The sequence below is a fragment of the Paenibacillus sp. YAE3 genome, from assembly GCF_057546105.1.
The window spans coordinates 171,262-192,285 of sequence record NZ_BAAIYF010000012.1 but is presented as its reverse complement, the minus strand read 5'-3'; the positions used below and the strand labels follow the sequence as shown (position 1 = coordinate 192,285).

General features: G+C 56.0%; 22 protein-coding genes. 7 read left to right on the top strand and 15 right to left on the bottom strand.

Going from position 1 to position 21,024, the window contains the following annotated elements; all coding sequences use genetic code 11:
* The first annotated feature begins 100 nt into the window (after positions 1–100).
* Positions 101–751 (top strand): molybdenum cofactor guanylyltransferase, encoded by a 651-nt coding sequence (gene mobA / locus AC27KL_RS22080; protein ID WP_487171061.1) that lies wholly within the window; start codon positions 101–103, stop codon positions 749–751.
* Between the two features lie 221 nt (positions 752–972).
* Positions 973–1,659 (top strand): TorD/DmsD family molecular chaperone, encoded by a 687-nt coding sequence (locus AC27KL_RS22075; protein ID WP_487171060.1) that lies wholly within the window; start codon positions 973–975, stop codon positions 1,657–1,659.
* 150 nt (positions 1,660–1,809) lie between these two features.
* On the opposite strand, the gene AC27KL_RS22070 is transcribed toward AC27KL_RS22075, so the two are convergent.
* The 10 genes from AC27KL_RS22070 to AC27KL_RS22025 form a co-directional block, all read right to left on the bottom strand.
* On the bottom strand, positions 1,810–2,127 hold the full coding sequence (locus AC27KL_RS22070) for a thioredoxin family protein (RefSeq protein WP_487171059.1): 318 nt from the start codon (positions 2,125–2,127) through the stop codon (positions 1,810–1,812).
* Positions 2,128–2,129: 2 nt separating this feature from the next.
* Positions 2,130–2,501, bottom strand: coding sequence for a MerR family transcriptional regulator (locus AC27KL_RS22065; RefSeq protein ID WP_487171058.1), 372 nt, complete (start codon positions 2,499–2,501; stop codon positions 2,130–2,132).
* Between the two features lie 89 nt (positions 2,502–2,590).
* Positions 2,591–3,265 carry a serine/threonine protein kinase gene (locus tag AC27KL_RS22060; protein ID WP_339322591.1) on the bottom strand — a complete coding sequence of 225 codons (675 nt, stop codon included), beginning with the start codon at positions 3,263–3,265 and terminating at the stop codon, positions 2,591–2,593.
* Between the two features lie 168 nt (positions 3,266–3,433).
* Positions 3,434–6,658, bottom strand: coding sequence for an efflux RND transporter permease subunit (locus AC27KL_RS22055; protein WP_487171057.1), 3,225 nt, complete (start codon positions 6,656–6,658; stop codon positions 3,434–3,436).
* 68 nt (positions 6,659–6,726) lie between these two features.
* Positions 6,727–7,647: a TetR/AcrR family transcriptional regulator gene (locus AC27KL_RS22050; protein WP_487171056.1), complete on the bottom strand. Its 921-nt coding sequence runs from the start codon at positions 7,645–7,647 to the stop codon at positions 6,727–6,729.
* 249 nt (positions 7,648–7,896) lie between these two features.
* Positions 7,897–8,781 carry an RNA polymerase sigma factor SigJ gene (sigJ, locus tag AC27KL_RS22045; RefSeq protein ID WP_487171055.1) on the bottom strand — a complete coding sequence of 295 codons (885 nt, stop codon included), beginning with the start codon at positions 8,779–8,781 and terminating at the stop codon, positions 7,897–7,899.
* Between the two features lie 133 nt (positions 8,782–8,914).
* Positions 8,915–9,382 (bottom strand): carboxymuconolactone decarboxylase family protein, encoded by a 468-nt coding sequence (locus tag AC27KL_RS22040; RefSeq protein WP_487171054.1) that lies wholly within the window; start codon positions 9,380–9,382, stop codon positions 8,915–8,917.
* Between the two features lie 69 nt (positions 9,383–9,451).
* The gene (locus AC27KL_RS22035; protein ID WP_339322586.1) at positions 9,452–9,766 is read right to left on the bottom strand and encodes a DMT family transporter; all 315 of its coding nucleotides are present in this window, start codon (positions 9,764–9,766) and stop codon (positions 9,452–9,454) included.
* Positions 9,766–10,110, bottom strand: a complete 345-nt coding sequence (locus AC27KL_RS22030; RefSeq protein WP_339322585.1) for a DMT family transporter — start codon at positions 10,108–10,110, stop codon at positions 9,766–9,768. Before AC27KL_RS22030 ends, AC27KL_RS22035 begins: the two co-directional genes overlap by 1 nt.
* Positions 10,111–10,137: 27 nt before the next feature.
* The gene (locus AC27KL_RS22025; protein ID WP_339322584.1) at positions 10,138–10,725 is read right to left on the bottom strand and encodes a TetR/AcrR family transcriptional regulator; all 588 of its coding nucleotides are present in this window, start codon (positions 10,723–10,725) and stop codon (positions 10,138–10,140) included.
* A 314-nt stretch (positions 10,726–11,039) separates the two neighbouring features.
* Between AC27KL_RS22025 and cls the strand changes: the two genes are divergently transcribed.
* Together cls and AC27KL_RS22015 are read left to right on the top strand one after the other, a co-directional pair.
* A complete protein-coding gene (cls, locus tag AC27KL_RS22020; protein WP_339322583.1) occupies positions 11,040–12,545 on the top strand; it encodes a cardiolipin synthase in 1,506 nt (501 codons plus the stop codon).
* 136 nt (positions 12,546–12,681) lie between these two features.
* Positions 12,682–13,512, top strand: coding sequence for an ABC transporter ATP-binding protein (locus tag AC27KL_RS22015; protein WP_212949778.1), 831 nt, complete (start codon positions 12,682–12,684; stop codon positions 13,510–13,512).
* A 94-nt stretch (positions 13,513–13,606) separates the two neighbouring features.
* Here AC27KL_RS22015 and AC27KL_RS22010 read toward each other — a convergent pair whose 3' ends face one another.
* Complete coding sequence (locus AC27KL_RS22010) at positions 13,607–15,124, bottom strand: phospholipase D family protein (RefSeq protein ID WP_487171053.1); 1,518 nt, start codon at positions 15,122–15,124, stop codon at positions 13,607–13,609.
* 226 nt (positions 15,125–15,350) lie between these two features.
* On the opposite strand from AC27KL_RS22010, the gene fni reads away from it, so the two are divergent.
* The 3 genes from fni to AC27KL_RS21995 all read left to right on the top strand — a co-directional run bounded on the left by fni (position 15,351) and on the right by AC27KL_RS21995 (position 18,237).
* The gene (gene fni / locus AC27KL_RS22005) at positions 15,351–16,421 is read left to right on the top strand and encodes a type 2 isopentenyl-diphosphate Delta-isomerase (RefSeq protein WP_487171052.1); all 1,071 of its coding nucleotides are present in this window, start codon (positions 15,351–15,353) and stop codon (positions 16,419–16,421) included.
* Between the two features lie 265 nt (positions 16,422–16,686).
* Entirely contained in the window at positions 16,687–17,787 is a 1,101-nt protein-coding gene (ychF, locus tag AC27KL_RS22000) for a redox-regulated ATPase YchF (protein ID WP_339322580.1), read from the top strand.
* A gap of 219 nt (positions 17,788–18,006) precedes the next feature.
* Positions 18,007–18,237: a hypothetical protein gene (locus AC27KL_RS21995; protein ID WP_487171051.1), complete on the top strand. Its 231-nt coding sequence runs from the start codon at positions 18,007–18,009 to the stop codon at positions 18,235–18,237.
* A gap of 121 nt (positions 18,238–18,358) precedes the next feature.
* Here AC27KL_RS21995 and AC27KL_RS21990 read toward each other — a convergent pair whose 3' ends face one another.
* From AC27KL_RS21990 to AC27KL_RS21975, 4 genes are read right to left on the bottom strand one after another with little or no spacing between them, the layout of a single operon-like run.
* Positions 18,359–19,465, bottom strand: coding sequence for a DUF4097 family beta strand repeat-containing protein (locus AC27KL_RS21990; RefSeq protein ID WP_487171050.1), 1,107 nt, complete (start codon positions 19,463–19,465; stop codon positions 18,359–18,361).
* A complete protein-coding gene (locus tag AC27KL_RS21985) occupies positions 19,462–19,983 on the bottom strand; it encodes a hypothetical protein (protein WP_339322577.1) in 522 nt (173 codons plus the stop codon). The genes AC27KL_RS21990 and AC27KL_RS21985 overlap by 4 nt, the downstream gene beginning before the upstream one ends.
* On the bottom strand, positions 19,980–20,402 hold the full coding sequence (locus tag AC27KL_RS21980; protein WP_036706349.1) for a zf-HC2 domain-containing protein: 423 nt from the start codon (positions 20,400–20,402) through the stop codon (positions 19,980–19,982). The genes AC27KL_RS21985 and AC27KL_RS21980 overlap by 4 nt, the downstream gene beginning before the upstream one ends.
* Positions 20,399–20,965, bottom strand: coding sequence for an RNA polymerase sigma factor (locus AC27KL_RS21975; RefSeq protein WP_197069897.1), 567 nt, complete (start codon positions 20,963–20,965; stop codon positions 20,399–20,401). The genes AC27KL_RS21980 and AC27KL_RS21975 overlap by 4 nt, the downstream gene beginning before the upstream one ends.
* Positions 20,966–21,024: the final 59 nt, after the last annotated feature.

The window sequence follows — 21,024 nt, the reverse complement described above, 5'->3', positions numbered from 1 at the left end:
CAAACCAATAATTGTTAAAGTGTCCACCCCGCGCGGTTTTTAAACGATGAACGGGCGTAATCAGAGGGGGGGACGGACCGAATTTTCAGGAGGTGATTCAATGACGGATACGAAGCTGACCGGCGTGGTGTTGGCAGGCGGCGAATCGAGGCGAATGGGGCAAAATAAAGCGCTGCTGGCCGTCGGCGGGGAAAAGGCGATCGAGGCCATTATCGGAGCCATGTCGGAGGCCGGCCTCGATGTGATCGTCGCCGCAAACGGGCAAACCGCAAGCGCCTACCGAATGCTGGGCAGGGAGATCGTCTGCGACCGATATCCGGGGCAGGGGCCTTTGTCCGGCATCCATGCGGCGCTGCATGCGGCCAGGACGCCGTGGATCGTCGTCGCAGCCTGCGACATGCCTTTCGTCACTCCGGGGCTGTTCCGTTTTCTGAAAAAGATCGCAGAGGACGCGGAAACCGGTCCGGCTGCGGGCGGATTCCAAGCGGTCATCCCGATGGAGGGAGGCCGGGTGCAGCCGCTGCTGGCGGCTTATCACGCCAGCGCGCTGCCCGCGCTGGAGGATTCGCTCGCAACCGGCCGGCTGCGGATGACCGAGTGGCTGGAGCGTCTTCGGGTCCGGTATATCCCCGAAGACGTTTTGGCCAAGGAGACGGGGCTGGAAGCCGGCCATGTGTTTTTTAATATGAACCGTCCGGAGGATTACCGGGCTGCACTCGCGAAGCGGCGCGAAGAAGAGGCGGGGCGTTAAGGCGCTCCGCCTTTTATGGCCGTGCAGCGATGTTTAGGCTGAGCGGCATCAGGGATCAGGGGGCTTCGAGCGTTTTTAAGCCACTCTTCTTTAAAATGGGCGGATTTGAATCGTGAGATGTGAATTAAGTCACATAACTGCGGCTGGGTTTCAGGTAAGGTGAAGATAGGAAGATACATCATCCTGAACAATATCCGGACCTGGATCAAGGAGGGGCGGCAATGACGACAACGCTGGAACCGCTGCTGGATACGGTGGAAGGAGCCCGATGGCTGCAGGGCAGGGGCTGGGCGTACCAGCTGCTGATCGATTTTTTGGAGAGTCCGCCGGGACTGGCGCAGATCGCGCCGTGGCAGCGCCAAGCCGGGCTGCGGGAGGAGCTGGCGCTTACGGCAGGAGGGCGCCGGCTGCAGGATTATATGGCAAGCATAACGCCGGATCGGCTGCTGGCGGCTTGCCGGACGGAGACGGAAGAGTACGGGCGGCTGTTCGTCGGCCGGAATGCGGTCTTCCCTTGCCTTCGCGAAAGCGCCTATCGGACGCAAGACGCGCGCGGCGCCCGGCGCTGCCTGCGGCAAATCCGGCAGGCTTACGAGGACTGCGGCATCGTCTTTAACAAGCTGCAAAGCGAAACGGACGATCATCTGACGATCGAGCTTGAGTTTATGGCCGTGGCCGGGGAACATATGGCCTTGACGGCAGGGCTGCCGGAATGCAGGCTGACGTGGCTGGATACGCAGGTCGATTTTTTGGAGCGGCATTTGCTGCAGTGGACGCCGCAGTTTGCGAAGGAACTGGCCGCCAGCGCGCGTACTCCGCTTTACCGGGAAATCGGCGGCATTTTGGGCGAGTTTATTCCCTATGATCTATCGATGCTGAGGTTGCTGCGAATAGAGCTGACGAAATAAAGAAAGGCGCGTGCCGGTGCGGCATGCGCCTTTTGCTGTCCCCGCAGGTTTAGCGGCGTGGGCCGCGGACTTTTTAATCGGCGCCGAGGGCGCCTAAAAAAGTCACGCGCTATTTATCTGCAAGGGCTCTTTATTGTTGGCCGGCCGCTTTCAGCCGTGTTTGGAGAGAACTTGCTCATACACGCTTTTCGGCCGCAAGCCGACCAGCTTCTCTACGGGCTCTCCGTCCCGGAACACGATCACCGTCGGCACGGACATCACCCGGTACCTGCTTGCCGTCTCCGGGGATTCGTCGCAATCTACTTGCAGAAAGCGGACCTGACTTCCTTGTTCGTTCGACAGCTCGCCCAGCATGGGCAGCAGCGTTTTGCACGGAGGACACCATTCCGCTCCGAATTCCACAAGCGTGGTTCCTTCCGGTTGGATGCGTGCCGCAAACATCTCATCGTTGACGGTTTCGATGCTCATCGTTATTCCTCCCGACCAGATATGGACCGCTCGAGCAGGATGGCATCGATCCGGTCGGTCAAGTTCTGCCGGATGTTCGTCAGCAGCTCGATTTGTTCGTCGATGTCCTGGAGCTTCTGCCGGTAGATCGGCAGCACCTCCTCGCAGAAGGCTTCCTTGTTTTTCAGCACGCACTGCAGGATGCCGGCAATCTCATCGGTTGACAGCCCCAGATTCAAATACAGCTGAATCGAGCGCACCTGCTCTACGGCAAACGGGGCGTACTCCCGGTATCCGTTATCTTTCCGGAACGGCGACAGCAGGCCTTTTTGCTCGTAGTAACGAAGGGAGCGGATGCTTGCTCCGGTCAACGACGACAACTCTCCGATATTCACCGTGAACTCCTCCTTCCTGCCCGGGGTATGTTTATTGTAAAGCCTGACATTAATGTGAGGGTCAAGAGGAATCTGTCGAATCTGTCGCCTTATTTTTTGTAAAACAGCTTTCGAATCCGTTCCGCAAACTCCTGCAGGTTGATGTTGAGCGGGTCCAGGCGGTTGTATGCGGCTTTGACCGCCTCAAGCAGCCATAGCGGGAGCTTTCTGCCCTCCAAAAGCGGATACACGTTGTCGTAAGCCCACAGCAGATGCTCCCAGCGTTTGTCGTTCCCGCTTTGGATATATTCGGACACATCGAGCACTTTCCCCCGGCCATTCTGCATAAGCACGTTTTTGAGGTGAATGTCCCTCGGGTTCAGTCCGTTCCTCCGAACCAGATCGCGTGCCGCCTCCACGTCGTCGATCACCTGCCTTGGGACCGGGATGCCGTAGAGCAGGCAGTCGTACAAGGTCGTTCCTTCCTCGCGGCTGATGACGACGTAACGGTCGCCGGCGCCGTAATAGACGGGGAAATACGGAATGCCCTCAAGCTTATGGTATACCTCGGTTTCCGCCTGTTTTTTCGGCAGCGCGGGTTCGGTATAAAGTTTGTAGGCATAAGCGGGAAGGGGCTCGTATACAAACACCGCGGCGTCGGTTCCGACGCCGATGCAGTACAAGTCGTCCGATTCGCCGACGATGGATACGGGATCGTTATCTCCCTGCTTTAGCACTTCCATGCGGGATAATGCCGGTTCCGCCTGTTTCCATTCTTCGTTCATTATGGCCGCCTCCTTGTGCTGCGGATTTTTTTCATTTTACTGCAAGCTGCAGGCCGATACAAACTTGATGGGCCGGGGGAATGGCCCTGGCGGAGTTACGATAAAAGGACGCGCCCCTCCCGCTCGGGGAAGAACGCGTCCTTATTGGTTATGCTGCGTTTTTTGAAATTAATCCTCTATCTTGGGTCTGCGGAACTTCATCAGGAATTCGTATACGACCGGCACGATGACCAGCGTCAGCAGGGTGGAGCTGATCAGGCCGCCGATCACGGTAATGCCGAGGCCCCTCGAAATGATGCCCGCGCTGCTTTCCAGCCCGGTGACGAGCGGGAGCAGGGCGCCGATGGTGGCGAGCGCGGTCATCAGAATCGGACGAAGACGGGTTGCGCCTGCTTCCAGCAGCGCTTCGCGCGTCGACAAGCCTTCGCGTTCCTTGTGAATGACCCGGTCGATCAGGACGATCGCGTTGGTGACGACGATGCCGATCAGCATGAGCGCACCCATAAGCGAAGATACGTTCAGCGTTTCTCCGCCGAGCCACAGGCCGACCAGCGCGCCGATGATCGTAAACGGCAGGGAGAAGAGGATCGCAAACGGCGCGAGACCGCCGCCGAACGTCACGACGAGCACGAAATACACGATCGCGACGGCCGCCGCCATGGCGAGGCCGAGCTGCGTAAAGGTATCGTTGATCTGCTCGGTCGTGCCCCCGAATTTGACCTCCACGCCGTCCGGAAGATTGATTTTGTCAATGCCCTTCTGCAAATCGGCGGATGCCTTGCCTACGTTGCTTGATACAATGTTCGCCGTGACGTTGACGACCATTTTGCCGTCCGTGCGCGTAATCGTATCCGGAGACGTGCCTTTTTCCACCTTGGCGACGTCTTTAATCGGCACGTTCATGCCAAGAGGGGACGCAATCGTTTCTTTTTCGATGTCGCCGATGCTCTTGTAATCTTTGCCGTCCGTTTCGATGTACACTTTGTATTTTTTGTTTTCGACCTCAACCTCGGTCAGCACCGGCTTCTCTCTTTCCGGACTCAGCTTCATGGCGATTTGCCCTGCCGTCAGCCCCAGGGAGCTCAGCTTCTGCTGGTCGGCGATGATCGTGTACTGGTCATAGGCTTTGGACAGGCTCGTTTTTGCTTTTTCGAAATTGGCTTTGTCCGCTTCGACCAGCTTCAGGATTTGATCGGCCACCGGCTTGATGTCCTCCAGGCTGTTGCCGAACACGCTGACGTTCAGCGAGCTTCCGCCCAGGCCGCCCGCCATGTCCATCGTGGCCCATTCGCCCTTGGCGACTTGTTTTTTCAGTCCTTCGATGAGGTTCTTCTTCACGTTTTCGAAATCTTTGGTGTCTTTTTTGTATTCGATATAAAAGAGCCCCGAATTGGAGGAGCCGCCGCCAAGCGGATTGCCGCTGCCGCCGACGGAATACTGCATTTTGTCGACGTCGGGCTGTTGCAAAATGTATTTTTCCGCATCCAAGGCGCGTTTTTCGACGGTTTCCAGCTGAGCGCCAGGCTCCGGAGAGTACGTCACCATGACGTATTTGTCCTCCTGATCCGGCAGGAAGCTTGTTCCGATGAGCGGCGTCAGGAAGCAGCTCGCCACAAGCAGAATCACGGCCAGGCCGAAGGTGAGCAGCTTATGCGAAAGCGACCAGTTCAGGATGCGCTGATAGCCGCGGGCCATTTTGCCGGGCTTGTCATGGTCATGCTTCTTCGATGCTTTGATGCCTTTGCGGAACAAGGAGTGCGCCATCATCGGCACGAGCGTGATCGCCACGAGCAGGGAAGCCAGCAGGGCGAATACCATCGTCAGCGCAAACGGCAGGAACAGCTCGCCGACCATGCCGCTGACGAACGCAAGCGGCAGGAAGACCGCGATCGTCACGATCGTCGACGACATGATCGGGATGAACATTTCGCGCGTGGCTTCGCGAATCAACTCGCGTCCGCGAAGTTTCTCGCCGCTGCTGCTCATCCGGCGGTAAATATTTTCGATGACGACGATCGAGTCGTCGACGACGCGCCCGATTGCGACGGTCATGGCGCCGAGCGTCATCACGTTCAGGGTGATGTCCAGTCTCCACAGGATCAACAGCGCGATCAGCAGGGAGAGCGGGATCGACAGGATCGAAATCAGCGTCGAACGGATGTTTCTCAGGAAGATCAGGATGATGATTACCGCGAACAAAGCGCCGAAAACCGCTTTGCTCATCATCGTGGACACGGCGTCCTCGATCGGCTTGCCCTGGTCGAGCAGAACCGTCAGGTGCATGCCCTTGAACTCGCTTTCCAGGGCCTTCGCTTTATCCTTAACGGCGTTTACCACTTCGACGGTGTTGGCGTCGTTGTCCTTGACGATCTGCAGGCCGATTGAAGCCTTGCCGTTCGTGCGGGATACCGACTCGGCCTTGCCGATGACCTGGATGTCGGCGATATCGCTCAGTTTGACCGTCGGAATGCCGGCCGCCGCAAGTCCTTGCCCGGCTGCGCCGCCGGTCATGCCTGCACTGGCGCCTCCGGCAGGCGGAGCGGCATTGCCCTGCGCACCGGCTGCCGATCCTGCTCCTTGGGCTGGAGCGCCGGCCGCTGCGCCTTGTTCCTGTGCTCCGGCTGCTCCGGAGGCTGCGCCTCCCGCGTTAGGGATGACGGGGATGGCCAGGTTTTTCAGGTCGTCCAGCGTAATGACGTTGCCGTCGACGACAACGGCCTTCGAGGATTGATCCAGCGTGAACAAGCCCAGCGGAACGTGGATCGAAGATCCTTGGACGATGCCTTTGACGGTGTCTTCGGAAAGGCCGAGCTGGGCCATTTTTTCTTTGTTAAACTTCAGCTTTACTTCCTTGACGTATTGCCCCGAAATCGAGATGGAGGCGACGCCCGGGATTTTTTCCAGTTCGGGCTCTACCTGATTTTCGATATTGCGGGTAAGCTTCTCCAGATCGTCCGAATCGTCGGAGGCGCTGAGGGACACGACGGGGAACGAATTCATGCTGAATTTGGAGATGGTAGGCTTCTGGGCGCCGTCCGGCAGTTTGACCTCGTTCAGCGCTTCGCGCACGGCCGCCGTCGCTTGGTCGAGGTCCGTGCCGTAATCGAATTCCATCGCGATGTTGGCCGCGTTTTCCATCGACGTGGAAGTGACGGTTTTGACGCCGTCGACGTTGCGCAGCCGCTGCTCCAGCGGCACGGTCACGTCCTGGACGACCCCTTCGGGGGCAGCGCCCGGATAAACCGCGGTCACGCTAAGGAACGGGATGTTGATGTTCGGGATGGTTTCCTGTTTCATCGCCAAGCCGCTGTACAATCCGGCTGCCGCGACGATGACGGTCAGAATCCAGATCGCAAACTTGTTGTTCAATGAGAAATTAATGATTCCTTTCATCTCGCAGGTTTCTACTCCTCTCTATTTACCTTCCAAGTATGGGGTGTAGCCAAAATCGTCATGTATTTTCATAGCTGCTCGGCTCGGGAAACGATGTAAAGCTCGTAAATTTCCTTCAGTTCCTTGTTCAGCGGCCCAAGCTCCCGGATTTGTTCCAGGTTGCTCATCATGCCGGTCAGAATGGCTTTGCGCGGCTCGATGTCGAGCAGTTCCTGTTCCATGATTTCAATGGAATCGAGGGCAAATTCCTTTCTGGCCGCGTCGATGTCGGCAACTTTGAGCCTATCCTTCATTTGTTTCGTCACCATAAGCGGATGGCGCGGACGGTCCGGGCTTGTCATGTACTTATCCAGCCATTGGGACCACGTCTCGGTGGCGATCATCGGCTCCATTTGCTTGCGGAGCGTGCTTGCCGCCACGTCGTCCAGCAGCATCACAAGGCGTTCCGCCATCCGGCGGACGTTCAGCGGCAGCCCCGGGATCATGAGCATCCGGATGTATCCGCCGAGCATGCCGGTCACAAACAGCGTCAAATCCATGGCGTGGGGCAGGATGTCCTTCCCATAGATGACGGCCAATTTGTCGTGGAACCATTGCAGCGCGTGGACATGCTTTTCGCGGATGCATGCCTCCAGGGCCGGCTTTTTGCCGCCCATATGCTGGTCATGGAGCTGCATGATCGCAAACTCCCTAAGCTCGACCAGACGGTTCAGCAGAACTTCGACCTGCTTTTGAAGCTGTTCCTTCGGAGTCAGAAGATGCTCCTGCTCCACCTGCATGACGCTGTCGCGGATCATCCCTTCGCAATACGAATAAATGCTTTGTTCAAGCTCTTCCTTCGATTTGAAGTGCAAATAAAGGCTTCCCTTGGACATCCCGCAATACTCGGCGATTTCCTGCATGGACGTGGACGAGATCCCTTGGGTGGAAAACAGCTGCAGGGCAGTCTTCAAAATCTGTTTCTTTTTGTCCGCCAATTTCTCAGACAAACGAACATTCACTCCTTTCTGAACACTTCGGTTCTTAATCTGACCGTGTAGTCAAAAAAATTATATTACAAAAGGAAGGGGGGATTCAAATTTGCGTCTTTGGCCCGTTTTTGGGCCGACGGGGATTCCCTTAACGTTAGAGGAGCAGACTGATCTAAGAATGAGGATTCATGCATCCGCGGAGCAACAATAGAAGCCATGAAGAGCTTCTTCATGGCTTTTTTGTCGCCTGATAAAGGGGCGTTTTTATTACGTTCGCAAGTGAACTAACTTGTGCGGGTTTTTGATCATATACACATGCCGCAGCCGATCCCCCGATTCGGTAAAACGGAAGCAAACTGCTGCTTTCGCTCCATGGCCGTCCGTAAACACGATAGCCGTTTCGCCGTTCAGCTCGGTGATTTGCCTGCTCCAGATCCGCATATCCCGATAAGCCTTCGGAGAGCAAAACAATCTCAGGATGCGGTCGCGGCCGAAAATCGGCCGGATGGCCGTCCGTGCCACGCCTCCGCCGTCGGAAATAAGCACCGCGTCTTCCGCAAGAAGTTCAAGCAGCGCCTTCGAATCGTAGTGAAGAAAAGCGTCCGCAAACCGCTCCACGGCTGCCCTTTGCCGCTCGGTGCCCGGCGGGGATGCAGGCTTTTCGTTTCCCTGAAGCTGCCGTTTGGCCCGGCTGAGTATTTTGCGGCAATTGGCTTCCGTTTTGCCCGTCATGTCCGCAATTTGCCCATACCCGTATTCGAACACTTCCCGCAGCAGAAATACTGCCCGTTCGATCGGGTTAAGCCGTTCCAGCATGAGCAGATAGGCGTAGGAGAGCGTATCCTTTTGCTCCGCTGCAAGCTCGGGCAGCTCGGTGGATGCCGCGATGGGCTCGGGCAGCCATTCGCCGATGTATTCCTCGCGGGTTTTCCTCGCGGAACGCAGCAGGTTCAGGCAACGGTTCGTCACCGATTTGGCGATATAGGATTTCATATGGTGAATTTCCGCCGGGTCCTTGTCCGCAAGCTCGGCGAATACGTCCTGGACGATATCCTCGGCATCGGCGTACGTGCCCAGCATACGGTAGGCGATGGACAAACCATAGGCCCGGTAGGTTCGGTAAAGCGTTTCGAATGCCGCCGTATTCGTCATCTCCAGCCTCCCTCTTTTCGTTATTGTACGGGTATGATACATTTCTGCGCCCAAGAGGGATCAACCTTCCGTGCAATGAAAAGAAACCCTGCACCTTCGCTAAAAGGGCAGGGTTTTCGATTCCGCGAACCGATTAAGCTTTAGCGTTCTCAGACTGCGAGAAGCATCCGGGGAACAAGCCCGTCGAAATCGCCACCCGGTTCCAGCCGTTGATCGTGTTGATCGTCAGAATCAGCTCCATGAACTCTTTTTCGTCAAAATACTTCCGGGTTTCCGCATAGACGTCGTCCGGCACGCCCTGCTCGGAGATCTTCGTCACCGCTTCGGCCAGGGCAAGCGCCGCCCGCTGCCGCTCCGTAAAAATCGGCGCCTCGCGCCATGCGCTAAGGAGTACGATATGATTCGAATAGTCCCCGTGTTTCATTAAATCCTTGGCGTGCATATCCAGGCAAAACGCGCAGCCGTTGATTTGCGAGACGCGGATTTTGATCAGCTCCTGCAGGACGATATCGATCGAAGTGGCCGAACTGGCCTTTTGCAGATTTCCCAACGCTTGGAATACATGCGGATTTACGGTCCGGTAATTTAATCGCATGTTCATTTCCGTTTCCCTCCTCGTCTTGTCGTTCCATATAGGAAGACAAAGAGGACCTTCATTTTGTGACATCCATTACGAAATTAATTTCAAACCTACCGCCGAACCGAGAATCATCGCGATAAAAAGCATGCGGCGCCATTCCTTCGGCTCCCCGAACACAAACATGCCCACAAGCGTGCTGCCCACGGTCCCGATTCCGGTCCATACCGCGTACGCCGTCCCCATCGGCAGGGTATTCATCGCGAAAGACAACAGGGAAAAACTTGCGGCGAAAGCGGCGAACAGCAGCAAGTAGGCAGTCCAGCCTTTTTTCTGCGTTACGCCCTTGATGCCGATGACGCCGAAAATCTCGCTGATCCCGGCAAGCACGATCGCTGCCCAAGCCATTACGCATCCGCTCCTTTCTTGGCGCCTTCATCCGCCGTAATCAACTTCAATCCGATGACGCCTGCCAGCAGCACGAGAATCAGCAGCGTTTTCGGCCAACTGAACGGCTCCCCGAAGACGAGCATTTCCGTAACGACCGTGCCGGCCGTTCCAAGACCGGTAAAGACGGCATATACCGTCCCCACGGGAAGATGATTCGATGCTTCGATAATGAGATAAAAGCTGACCGCGATCGCGGCAATCGTCAGAATCCATTCCAACAGGTTAGTGGAATGTTTCAAGCCCGAAACCCACAGCACCTCGACGACGCCGCCCAAAATAACGTACAACCAATTCCGGTTCATGTTGATCCCCTCCTCTAATCATTCCTTCTAGGCTTGCGAAGCTTGAATGCCTGCCCAGAAAATAGGCCAGGATGCTTTCAGTCTCCGCTTGGCGCTGGCCATCCCGCTGTACACCATCTCGATCATAATGCCGTCCACCAAGGTCATATAGGCCACCGAGGCATCCTCGGGATTGGCGATGGGTGCGGTCCCGTCCGCCTTCCCTTGCTCCATCAGCCGCAAAACGCGCCTTTCCATGGAATCCAAAAAGGGATAAATCAGTTTCATGACTTCGTCGTACAAGGAAGAAGGCGGAAAAAAGGACATTCGAAGCACGAATTTGCTCTCGCTGCTGCGGTTGTATTCCTCTTGAAGAAAGGCCAGCAGCCCAGATAAACGCCGATCCAGCGGCTGGTCCTTCCGGCTGATGAAAAAGCGGGTAATTCGCCGCTTTTCTTCTTTCAGCGCGTTTTTGAGCGAACAGAGGAACAGGTCGTCCTTTCCCTTAAAATGGGCGTATATGGAAGGCTTTTTGATCCCGACTTCTTCGGCTATTTTCTGCAGCGAGGCCCCTTCGTAACCATCCTCCGCAAAATGCGCCAGCGCGGTTTCCAAAAGCATTCTTTTTGCATTCATAAACATCGCCTCCATCAAAACTACCTAACGGTCGTTAGGTACATCATTTCACGAATGCAGCCGGTTGTCAAGACCGCCGATGCCTCTTTTTGATCATTGCCTTGAAGAGGCGTCCTTATCTGCGTCAATTTTTTCTGTTTAAGAAAAGGGATGGCCCCCTTTCAAATCCCGTTTTTTAAACTGTTTTTTATCGCGGGATCTATAGGAAGATGGCGTCACTTCATGTAGAATAGAATTTGCTGGCTGTATCTGGATTTTCGCCAAATTCCGGAACAGGCCGCGCTTTTGGAAAAGCGGACGAATCGGGGGAAGAGATGAGAAGGGCTATACAGGCTGTACTTATTGCGGCTTTATTATTTGTCTTTTATTACGTCGGATTCGGGTTTTTCGGCAAAACGGCAGGCACGATCGTCAGCATATTTTCGACCCTGACCGTCGTATCGCTCGGATTCATGATATTTATGGAGAACAGAAACCCTTCATCGACGATGGCGTGGATTTTGCTGTTGGCGCTGGTGCCGGTCGTGGGGCTGTTTTTTTACCTGCTGTTCGGGCAAAACTACTTCAAACGCCGCAAATTCGACAAAAAGGCCGAGCAGGATTCGAAAATCTACGAGATGCTCGAGGAAGGAAGCGTCCGCATTCAGCAGGACCTGTCGGATTTGAATCCGATGCAGCAGCAGCTGCTGAAGCTGTCCCAGAGATTGGCGAGGACGCCGATTTCGTTTTCGAGCGAAACCCGCATTTTGACCAATGGCAAAGAAACCTTCTCCACGCTGCTGCAGGAGCTGGAAAAGGCCAAACATCATATTCATATGGAGTATTACATTTACCGGGCGGACGATATCGGGACCCGGATTCAGCGGATTTTGATCGAAAAAGCCAAAGCCGGCGTCCACGTGCGGTTTATGTACGATGCCTGGGGCAGCATGCAGCTGCCGAAGTCGTTCCTGAGGGAGATGGCCAACGCCGGGGTCAAGGTTGCGGCATACGGAAGCTCCAAAGCGTTTTTCCTGTCGAGGGTCAACTTTCGCAATCATCGTAAAATCGTCGTCATCGACGGGAACGTGGGGTTCATCGGCGGTCTGAACGTCGGGGACGAATATTTGAGCCGCAATGCCACCTACGGCTTTTGGCGGGATACGCACATGTCCGTGAAAGGCGAAGCCGTCCGGACGCTGCAGATCATTTTTCTCCAGGACTGGAATTACATGACGGGGGAACAGGTGCTGGAGGCGGAATACCTATCGCCGCTTCTGGCGGAACGGAACAGCGGGGCCGTCCAGATCATTCCGAGCGGGCCGGACAACGACCGCCGCGCGCTCAAAAATATTTTTTTCTCCATGATCACTTCCGCGCAAAAATCCGTGTGGCTGGCGACGCCGTATTTCATACCGGATGAGGACATCCTCACCTCCCTGCGGGTGGCGGCCATGTCGGGCCTGGACGTTCGCATCCTGTTCCCGGCAAAACCGGATAAATGGCTGCCGTTTCTGGCATCCCATTCCTATTTCCCGGCACTGCTGGACGTCGGCGTGCAAATTTACGAATACGAAAAAGGGTTCCTGCATTCCAAACTGCTCATCATCGACGGCGAAGTGGCCACGATCGGCACGGCGAACATGGATATGCGGAGCTTTCATTTGAATTTCGAGGTGAACGCGCTGCTCGTGCAGACGGAAAGCGTGAAGCGGATCGTATCGGATTTTGAGCGGGATCTCAAATCGACGAAGCAAATCGTCATGGACAAGTTCATGAAAAAGAAAATTCCCGAACGGATTCTGGAGTCGCTCGCCCGCCTGATGTCCCCGCTTTTATAGCGGGGCGGGCAAGCCCGCCGTATTGACATTGGTTCCGGGACATTTTATATTTGTGATAATGATTATCATTTGCTGCCTGGCGGAACTTTGGCTTGGATGGCGATCAAAAGAACAGAGAATGGGGAGGTAACCGGCGATGACCCTTTTGCAAACCGAGGCGCTGACACTCAGTTACGGAGATACGGAGATTATTAAGGACCTCAGCCTTCAGATTCCTGAAGGAAAGGTGACCGTGCTGATCGGCAGCAACGGATGCGGCAAATCGACGCTGCTGCGCTCGCTGGCCCGCCTGCTCAGACCGAAAAGCGGATCTGTGCTTCTGGACGGCAAGGAAATCCACCGCACATCAACCAAAGAGGTAGCAAGAAACATGGCGATTTTGCCGCAGGGGCCGACGGCTCCCGAAGGACTCACGGTGCTGCAGCTGGTCAAACAAGGCCGATATCCGCACCAGTCCTGGCTGAAGCAGTGGAGCGAGGAGGACGAACGGCTTGTGCGGGAAGCGCTGGAGATGACCGGGCTTACCGACATCGCTGAACGCACGGTGGATTCGCTATCCGGCGGCCAAAGACAGCGGGCGTGGATCGCCATGACGCTGGCGCAAAATACCGATCTTATTTTGCTCGACGAGCCGACCACATATTTGGACCTGAACCATCAGATCGAAGTGCTCGATCTTCTGTACGAGCTCAATCGCGAACAGGGCCGCACTATCGTCATGGTGCTCCACGATTTGAATCTGGCCTGCCGTTATGCCGACCACATGATCGCGGTCAAAAACCAGGGCGTATTTTGCGCCGGGGCACCCGAAGACGTGCTGACGCCTCAGATGGTCAAGGAAGTGTTTTACATGGACTGCATGATCGCGGAAGACCCGATTTTCGGCACGCCGATGTGCGTACCGCACGGCAAAGGCCGCCTGTGCGGCGACCGCTGCCAGTTTAAGTCCGTTTGCGAGCAACCATAAAACGCCATAAAAAAAGGTGTCCCGCCCGGCGGAACGCCTTTTTTGCATGCTTCCATGTCGGCGGGGGAATACCGGGGGTACCGTAATACCACTGTCAATAGGTGGTGTAACGGACCGCCTTCTGGACGCGGTAAATGAGATTTTCGTACCAGGTGGAGCGGTAAGCGCCGAGATCGAGGCTGAAGGAGCCGTCCCGGTTGTTCCATAAGCGGTCGAAATAATGCTGCAACTGCAAATCCAGCGGCGAGCCCGCCGGCATGGAAACCCACAGGTCGTTTTCCAGGTTGTAATCGTCCAGGTTGCGAGGGGTCATGTTTGCGGCGCCGCCGATGATGACGGAATATCCGGTCGGCTTTTGGATGTACATCATTTTCGTATGGAACTGCTCCTGCGTCGTATGGTACCAGCGGATGGAGATGCTCCCTTTTGAACGTTTGGCCAGCATGGGAGCGATCTGCCGGTTCGGAATCCCGATTTTTTTCTGTCCGAAGGCGTTATTGTTCGGATCAAGCACCAGGCGGACGTCCACGCCGCGCGCCGCCGCGGACAGCAGGGCGTTCACCACCTTTTTGTCCTCGATGTAAAACATGCCCATCCAAAGCGTATCGCCCGGCTTTACCTTCTCGATCTCCTGCAGCACGTATTTGTACGTTTTGCCTTCCGTTACATACCGGACGCCGATCGGCCCCCGGTTTTTTCCGGCGTGTTCATCCGGAATGTACCGCGGAAGCTGGCCTCCCTTCGATAAGTCGACCGCGCCCTGTTCCGACGCGAGAATATCCTGAATCACCGGACCCTGCACTTCCAGGGCCACATTGGAATGATAGGCGCTGGCGTCGTGGACGTTGCCCGAAAGGACGAGGGCGTTTTTTTCGCTGACGACGACTTTTCGGTGGTTTGCCTTCACGTTTAACAGCTTCAAGTAGGAGCGGACCGTCATTTTCGGAGCTTTGTTCGCCATCAAATTCGGCACCCATCCTTGGCCGGATTCGCCGAACCATTGCATAAACGTGCGCCATACCGCCGAATAGATCGGATTCGGGTCGCGCAGCGGATTCAGTTCCGTCACCACGACCCGGATCCCGGCTGCCTTCAGCCGTTCCAGCAGCGGGTTGGGAGCGGAGCCGTATTCCGTGTTGACCGGATCGGTAATCATGACGATGTCCATGGCGGGGAACGCCTTTTTGTGGCGTATGAGGTGATCGGTCAAATCTTCGCTGACCTTCGGAAAGTTTTGGCCCTTATGGGTGTAGTTGTTGAACAGGAACAAGTCGATCACGAGAAACCGCCGGGACTCGTCCACGATTTCATGGATGCGGTCCTTGATCTGCTGCTCGCTCACCACCCTGCCGGACGGATCGGGGTAGGTCAGGTCATAGAGAAACCGGACGTTGTTCACGTAATAAAGCGGGCTTTCGTGGGAAAGGCCCGGAGGGAGCGGTTTATGGGTCTGGTATATGACCACGCATACGAGCCAGAGCACGAGGAGGGCCGACAAAGCCGTGGCCCAGCGGCCTTTGCGCCGCTTTCCGCGGCGAAGGCTTTCGGATCGGTTGTCTGAAGAGGGGGGATTCGCCCCGTAAGCCGCGGCACTGTCCGCCTTTTGTCGCATGTGTCATCCTCCGTTTCGGCTGCTTTTTACGCGTTCCGTCCGTTTTTTCAAATCCACCTTCTAGTCTGGACTAAAAAGGCGCCGGTCATGAATCGGATTTGAACTAAAGGGTTAGAAATGAGATGATAGGAGAATATTTTGGCGGACGGATGCGTAATCTACGGGTTCATATTCGGCCGGATCACATGTGTATGGCCAAGCGGGAAGATGCGGAAGGGGGATCGCGATGAGCGATAATCATACGGGCAAAAAATCGCTTTTGCCGGAAATCGCAACGGGAGAACGAAAAATTGAACATGTGCGGATCAGTTTGACGGAGGATGTCAGCGGCGTAGGCGTGACGTCCGGACTGGAAACATACCGCTTTCGCCATTGCGCGCTGCCGGAGACGGATTTTGAGGCCATCAGCCTGGAGACCTCCTTTTTGGGCAGGCCGGTGCGCACGCCGCTGCTGATCAGCTCCATGACGGGGGGAAGCCAAGCGACCGGGGCCATAAACGAACGACTGGCCGCGGCCGCCGAGGCGCGGGGCTGGGCGCTTGGAGTCGGATCGGTACGCGCCGCCGTAGAGCGGGAAGAGCTTGCATACACCTTCCATGTGCGTAAACATGCCCCCACGATCCCCGTCATCGCCAACCTGGGAGCGGTGCAGCTCAACTACGGCTTCGGGGCGGAGGAGTGCCGCCGTGCGGTCGACATAGCGGGAGCGGACATGCTGGTGCTTCATTTGAACGGATTGCAGGAAGTGTTTCAGCCCGAAGGCAATACGAACTTCAGCGGATTGCTGTCCAAAATCGAGCATGTATGCCGGCAGCTGGAGGTTCCGGTCGGGGTCAAGGAAGTCGGCTGGGGCATCGACGGGGAGACGGCGGCGCTGCTTTTGGAGGCGGGCGTGAAATTCATCGACGTCGCCGGAGCCGGAGGCACCTCCTGGAGCCAGGTCGAAAAGCACCGCAGCCAAGACCCGATGCGAAGAAGAGCGGCCGAGGCCTTTGCCGGGTGGGGCAATCCGACGGCCGAATGCGTCGCGGAGATCCGGAAAACGTCGGCGGAAGCCGGGTTGATCGGCAGCGGCGGCCTCCAATCCGGCGTGGATGCCGCCAAGGTGCTTGCGCTTGGGGCCGACCTGGCCGGGTACGGGCGAAGCATGCTTGGCCCGGCCGTGGAGTCGGAGGAGGCGCTGCATGCGGTGCTGGCCCAAGTCGAGTTTGAGCTGCGCACGGCCATGTTCGGGATCGGCGCGGCCGATATCGCCGCGCTGCGGGCGACCGACAGGCTGGTCCGGATTTCGCCGTGACGGCTGTCTGCACCAGCTTTCCGCCCTTTTGCGGAAGGGATCATGGCGTTTGGCGCGAACCTCCGCCGCATCGGCGGGGAATCGGTTCCTTATCTTGATGCCCCCAAGGTTCTAATATATAATGGGTAGGATTGAGAGGCTGCGCATTTGCAGCGAAGTAACGAGGATTCGCGTATGTGTTTTTTTAATAGATGAGGGTTTGCAGCATCCTTCAATTCATTCAGGCTTAAGCCTAGTCCAATATGAAATAGGAGTGTCATCATCCATGGCTTTGAAAGCAGGTATCGTGGGACTGCCGAACGTCGGCAAATCCACTTTGTTTAATGCGATTACGCAGGCGGGAGCCGAATCCGCCAACTATCCGTTCTGCACAATCGACCCGAACGTCGGCGTCGTCGAGGTGCCGGACGAGCGCCTGGACAAGCTCACCGAACTTGTGCAGCCGAACAAAACCGTGCCTACCGCATTCGAATTCGTGGATATCGCGGGCCTGGTCCGCGGCGCCAGCAAAGGCGAAGGGCTTGGCAACAAGTTTCTGGCCCATATTCGCGAGGTGGACGCCATCGTCCATGTCGTCAGATGCTTTGAGGATGAAAACATTACGCACGTCGACGGCAAGGTCGATCCGGTCAGCGACATCCAGACCATTAATTTGGAGCTGATTTTGGCCGATCTGGAGAGCGTGGACAAACGGATCGACCGCGCCCGCAAAAACATGAAGGGCGGCAACAAGCAATACGAGCAGGAGATCGCCATTCTGGAACGCGTCAAAGAAGCGTTGTACAACGATCAGCCTGCGCGCAGCGTGGAGCTGACCGAAGACGAGAAGGTTGTGCTGCGCGATCTGCATCTCTTGACCATGAAGCCGGTTCTTTATGCGGCCAACGTCAGCGAGGACGGGGTATCCGACGCGGACAACAATCCTTACGTGCAGCAGGTCAAAGATTTCGCGGCGGCGGAACATGCCGAAGTCGTGCCGATCAGCGCGAAAGTCGAAGCGGAAATCGCCGAGCTGGAGGGAGAAGACAAGGCGATGTTCCTGGAAGAGCTGGGCCTTGAGGAATCCGGCCTGAACCGCCTGATCAAAGCGGCTTACCGCCTGCTCGGCCTGTATACCTATTTCACGGCCGGGGTTCAGGAGGTACGGGCGTGGACGATCCGCAAAGGAACCAAGGCGCCTCAGGCTGCAGGCGTGATCCACTCCGACTTTGAACGCGGATTTATCCGGGCCGAGGTCGTTTCCTACGATGACCTGATGGCCGCCGGCAGCATGAACGCGGCCAAAGAGCGCGGCCAGCTCCGCCTCGAAGGCAAAGACTACGTCGTTGCCGACGGCGACGTGATGCATTTCCGGTTTAACGTGTAAGACGAGAGTTCGACATATTAGGCTGTCCCGACAGCGCACTTCACCCGATTGCTGGTCATGATTAGCGAAAGAGTTGAAGTTTGCCCAGGGGCAGCCTTTTTACATCCCTTTGCAGTCTGGCTCCGGGCAAGGCAACGCCCGAAATGAACGGAATGGGTGCTACGGTGATCGGACACCATAGGAGTACATGGACATCTGCTTAAAAAGGGGGAGGATCCGTTGAGCGACGACATCAGTATTTGGACGCTAAAGAAAATGCCCATGCAGGAAGTCATTCAATATATCGAGCAGAACAGCACGCCCGCATATCGGGCGCGGATGGCCAAAATAAACCAAGCCGATTATGAGCGGCTGCCGTCCGAACAAGCCCAGGACAAGCTGGCGGACGCCATTTCGAAGATGAGCGAGCAGGAATACACCGATTACTTGTTGGAGCTGGTCGATGAATAAAGAATGAACGACGGGCCTGCAAACAAAAAGATCGGCCTAAACGAGATGAACAATCTCGATAGGCCGATCTTTAATTTTACGAACGAATAAAATGAACATCTCCTGTAGAGGCGTCTAAAGGTTACTCTCCATAATTGACCTTGATGCTCCCGTTGGATGTCGACAGCACGACTTGGTGGGAACCGTCCCCGACCACAGCCTGTTTATGTTTATCACCGCCGTCCTCGGTCCACGGAACACTGCCGCTGATGGATGAGTTGGTGGTTTCGGCCTTGATTTCGGCGCTTGTGTTTTCGGGAACCTTCAGGTTAATGCTGCCGTTTGTGCTGCTTAAGGTCCAGTCGCCGCCAATGGCGGACGTTCCCCGGATCGCTCCGTTGGTCGTCTTGGCGGTGACCGCGCCGGCGATCCGTTCGATCGTAAGGGCCCCGTTGGTCGACTTCGCTTGGGCGGAGCCGCCGATGTCCTTCACGCGAACCGCTCCGTTTGTCGTCGAAGCCGACACGCTGCCTTTGATTTCCTCCAGCGTAATGGACGAGTTGGTGGTTACGGCCGTGAAGCCGGCGTCCATTTGTTTCCCGGTCACCGAGTCGTTTTTGGTATGAACCTCGACCTCAAGAGATTTCGGAACCGATACGTTCAAATAATCATCCGGGATGAAGCCGAAATTAAACCAAATTTCAGGATTGTCTTCGAGCGAAAGGACGAGCGTGTCTCCCGACGAACTGACCTTCCATCTTTCTTTGGCTTTGAGGTCGGCATCTTCCTGATGTTTGGCGTCCCGGAAACGAAATTTTCCGTCGTAGGTCAACTTGGCTTCTTCGGTGCCGGTGACGTTGATCTTCCCGTGATCGACCATGATTTCGACGCGTTTGATGCTGCTCCCTATTTCCTCCTGGCCCCGAATGGCGCTGACATATCCCCGGTTGAACAAGCTGCTCACATCGGGAACCACGGTCTGAACCATGCTGACCAGCAGCAGCAGAATCAGGATCGTGACGCTGAATCCGCCGAGACGGACCCTTCTTTCGGAGTGAACGATATTGGCGATGACCACCTCGACGCCAAGCAGAATCAGCAGCATGGGCCAAACGTATTTGAGCGCTTCAAACGAAATGATGTTGTTGAATTGCAGCAAAACGATCACGCCGATGCCGATCAGGCCGATGGCAGAAGTCCATCGGCCGACCTTGACGGGCGGAGGCGTTTGATTCATTTGGGGGTTCATAAAGATTCGCTCCCTCTACGATCGGGTTTTTTTAGCAACAGACGCAGGCCGTAGCCGATTAATGCGACGGCGAGCAGGACGCTGGCCGTGTTTTGCTGAAGCAGCCAGTGCCAGAGCGCGGGGAAGATGGTCATGAGCAGCACCGCTGCCCCTACGATGACGCACCCGATCCCGGTCCAGACCGGATTCAGCTGGTTTTCCCGCGGATATCCGCCCATTGCCATCAAATCCTGCATCGTCCAAGGATACCCGAAGGTTTCCTGCCCCATCATCATGCGTTCCTGCTCCAGGGCTGCGGCTTTCATCCAAGCGGCTTTTTGCAGCGCGTCGAACAGTTGATAGAACCACAGAATCGCCAGAGCGAACGAGAAAATCATCGGAATGGACGGAATCAGGATGATGCAGGCCGCGGCCCCGATCATCATTTGCAGTCCTTGTTTGGTGAAACCCAGGTACAGGTGTCCGACGCCCGGAATCATCGCGAGCAAAAACGTCAGCCATCTACTTTTTCTAATCATCGTTTACCCTCCTTAAATATATGATCCACGGAATCGGAGAAGATTTGCGTCGCCTGGGTGATGCCCGAGCTTACGTGTTCGAACACGTTGAATTGGAACAGGAAGAAGGCCAGGCAGGCCGCTACCCCAAAATGGGCGATCATCGATCTTCGGGAATCCCTCGGCTTCAAACGCGAAGTCTGGCGTGTATATAGAGGCGGCATCTGCCGGATTTCATCCATGATGTCCGCCGTTAAATCGGGAAAGTCGTTCGTTTCTCCAGGCTGTTGCCAGATGAGGGCCATTTCCTGTACCTCCTTGTGCCATGCCTGGCAGGCAGGACAAGTACGGAGGTGCTGTTCGATGAAAAGGGAGGATTCGTGAGGAAGTTCCCCTGCGGTATAAGCCCCCAGCTGGTATTGGATCAATTCGCATTTCATCGTAATTCCTCTCCTTTCTTTCGCATCATCGCCCTTGCACGGTACAGCTGCGATTCCACCGTTTTGGCGGTAATCCCGCGCCTCTCGGCAATTTCCTGATAAGAGCATTGTTCAAAATAATACATCCGGACGGCCGACCGGTACGGCTCCGCCAATTCGTCGACCATCCTTCGGATCCGGCTGCTTTTTTCTTCGGACAGTACGATTTGTTCCGGGGTCTCGCTTGTAACCCAATCGTTTTCGTTGACTTCCCCGGGACTCCGCCGCGCCTGCTCGCGCTGCTGCGCGCGCTTCCAGTCGAGACATTTGCGGACGGCGATCTGGTACAGCCAGGTGGAGAAGGAGGAATCCTCGCGGAAGGCGGGAAGGGCCGAATAAGCCTTCATGAAGATGTCCTGCGACAAATCCTTGGCCGACGTATCGTCGGACGTTATTTTAAGGCACACGTGATATACCATGTTTTGGTACCGCTGCACCAGGTATTTGTAAGCTTCCGGATGGCCGGCCTTGACGGCCCGGACCCATTGCAACTCTTCCAGTCTTCTCCCCTCCTCCCGTTTCATTTCGTTAGACGCCCCGCGCGAAACGAACCCTGCAAGATTTTTAAAAACTTTTTTTTAAT

What these genes read in the sequence shown, in the direction of transcription:
- AC27KL_RS22075 (WP_487171060.1), top strand. Translation starts at nt 973, where the DNA reads ATGACGACAACGCTGGAACCGCTGCTGGATACGGTGGAAGGAGCCCGA.
- ychF (WP_339322580.1), top strand. Translation starts at nt 16,687, where the DNA reads ATGGCTTTGAAAGCAGGTATCGTGGGACTGCCGAACGTCGGCAAATCC.
- cls (WP_339322583.1), top strand. Translation starts at nt 11,040, where the DNA reads ATGAGAAGGGCTATACAGGCTGTACTTATTGCGGCTTTATTATTTGTC.
- AC27KL_RS21975 (WP_197069897.1), bottom strand. Translation starts at nt 20,965, where the DNA reads ATGAAACGGGAGGAGGGGAGAAGACTGGAAGAGTTGCAATGGGTCCGG.
- sigJ (WP_487171055.1), bottom strand. Translation starts at nt 8,781, where the DNA reads ATGACGAATACGGCGGCATTCGAAACGCTTTACCGAACCTACCGGGCC.
- AC27KL_RS22040 (WP_487171054.1), bottom strand. Translation starts at nt 9,382, where the DNA reads ATGAACATGCGATTAAATTACCGGACCGTAAATCCGCATGTATTCCAA.
- AC27KL_RS22035 (WP_339322586.1), bottom strand. Translation starts at nt 9,766, where the DNA reads ATGGCTTGGGCAGCGATCGTGCTTGCCGGGATCAGCGAGATTTTCGGC.
- AC27KL_RS22060 (WP_339322591.1), bottom strand. Translation starts at nt 3,265, where the DNA reads ATGAACGAAGAATGGAAACAGGCGGAACCGGCATTATCCCGCATGGAA.
- AC27KL_RS22025 (WP_339322584.1), bottom strand. Translation starts at nt 10,725, where the DNA reads ATGAATGCAAAAAGAATGCTTTTGGAAACCGCGCTGGCGCATTTTGCG.
- AC27KL_RS22055 (WP_487171057.1), bottom strand. Translation starts at nt 6,658, where the DNA reads ATGAAAGGAATCATTAATTTCTCATTGAACAACAAGTTTGCGATCTGG.
- AC27KL_RS21985 (WP_339322577.1), bottom strand. Translation starts at nt 19,983, where the DNA reads ATGATTAGAAAAAGTAGATGGCTGACGTTTTTGCTCGCGATGATTCCG.
- AC27KL_RS21990 (WP_487171050.1), bottom strand. Translation starts at nt 19,465, where the DNA reads ATGAACCCCCAAATGAATCAAACGCCTCCGCCCGTCAAGGTCGGCCGA.
- AC27KL_RS22070 (WP_487171059.1), bottom strand. Translation starts at nt 2,127, where the DNA reads ATGAGCATCGAAACCGTCAACGATGAGATGTTTGCGGCACGCATCCAA.
- AC27KL_RS22015 (WP_212949778.1), top strand. Translation starts at nt 12,682, where the DNA reads ATGACCCTTTTGCAAACCGAGGCGCTGACACTCAGTTACGGAGATACG.
- mobA (WP_487171061.1), top strand. Translation starts at nt 101, where the DNA reads ATGACGGATACGAAGCTGACCGGCGTGGTGTTGGCAGGCGGCGAATCG.
- AC27KL_RS22030 (WP_339322585.1), bottom strand. Translation starts at nt 10,110, where the DNA reads ATGAACCGGAATTGGTTGTACGTTATTTTGGGCGGCGTCGTCGAGGTG.
- AC27KL_RS22010 (WP_487171053.1), bottom strand. Translation starts at nt 15,124, where the DNA reads ATGCGACAAAAGGCGGACAGTGCCGCGGCTTACGGGGCGAATCCCCCC.
- AC27KL_RS21980 (WP_036706349.1), bottom strand. Translation starts at nt 20,402, where the DNA reads ATGAAATGCGAATTGATCCAATACCAGCTGGGGGCTTATACCGCAGGG.
- fni (WP_487171052.1), top strand. Translation starts at nt 15,351, where the DNA reads ATGAGCGATAATCATACGGGCAAAAAATCGCTTTTGCCGGAAATCGCA.